At 35.0% G+C, this 1136-nt stretch carries 1 protein-coding gene; it reads left to right on the top strand.

From position 1 onward, the window contains the following. Window positions 1–1031, top strand: a 1031-nt coding sequence (locus IQ242_RS25415; protein WP_193961857.1) for an AAA family ATPase, incomplete at its 5' end; no start/stop codon positions are given. Window positions 1032–1136: the final 105 nt, after the last annotated feature.

The raw sequence follows: 1136 nt of genomic DNA, 5'->3' as shown, positions 1-1136 counted from the left end.
ATCGTTTTGTTAAATCTTTTTGTCAATACCAAAATTTAACCAATTACTTTTTACCCGAAACCCAAATTGAATACAATGGAGATGTTTATCGAATTAGTTTTGAAAATGCTAAATTATCGATCGAGCGTACTGATAATTCAAAGTATCGAGTACCAAAAATTATGTATGTACCAGCAGAGCGAAACTTTTTGAGTGCAGTAAGATGGCCAGAAAAACTCAAAGGACTGCCAGAATCGTTATATACTTTCTGGCAAGAATTGGATCGCTCACAACAGGAATTATCTGGCAGTTTGACTTTGCCAGTAGGTGAGGTTAAATTAGAATTTGATAAACTCAATAGACTAGCCAAGATTGTGGGTAGTGATTATCAAATAAATCTATCAGAAGCTTCCAGTGGTTTTCAGTCTTTTGTTCCTTTATTTCTCGTTTCTCGAAATATTGCTTTATCGATCAATCGAACTCAAGAAACTTCCCGCAATGAACTCAGTGGAGAGGAGCAAAAAAGATTAAAAATGGAAATCGAGAAAATTCTCTCTAATGATAATCTTTCCGATGACCTAAAAAAGGCTGCACTAGAAGTGTTATCTTCTAAATACCGCAATGAGTGTTTTGTAAATATTGTGGAAGAAATCGAGCAGAATCTCTTTCCCCAATCGCAGAAAAAGATTTTATATAAATTATTTGAATTTGCCAATTTAACCCAGGGAAATAAACTAATTTTAACTACTCATAGTCCTTATATTATCAACGATCTAACCCTAGCTATCAAAGCGGATAAAGTTATTAAAAAAATCCTATCATCAGCGATTTCTACCGCCGATTATCTCCAAGAAAAGCTCAACCAAATTGTCCCGAAAGCCTCTTGTATAGCGGCAGAAGATGCTATTGTATATGAATTAACAGAGCAAGGAGAAATCCGAGAACTTGCTACATATAAGGGTTTACCTTCTGATGAAAATTATCTCAATCTTTCCCTAGGAGAGACAAATCAGCTTTTTGATGATTTACTGGAAATCGAAGAACAGTTATGAAGATCAATTTCTTTGATAAAAAATGTCAGAGTCAAACCCATCGGCATAAATTTGGAATTTGTGATCAGCCACCTCCCCCAGAAACTCCCGATTATGTAGATACAG

Origin of the sequence: Microcystis sp. LEGE 08355, from assembly GCF_015207185.1 — a bacterium.
Lineage (GTDB): Bacteria > Cyanobacteriota > Cyanobacteriia > Cyanobacteriales > Microcystaceae > Microcystis > Microcystis panniformis.
This window is presented reverse-complemented; position numbering and strand designations above follow the sequence as displayed.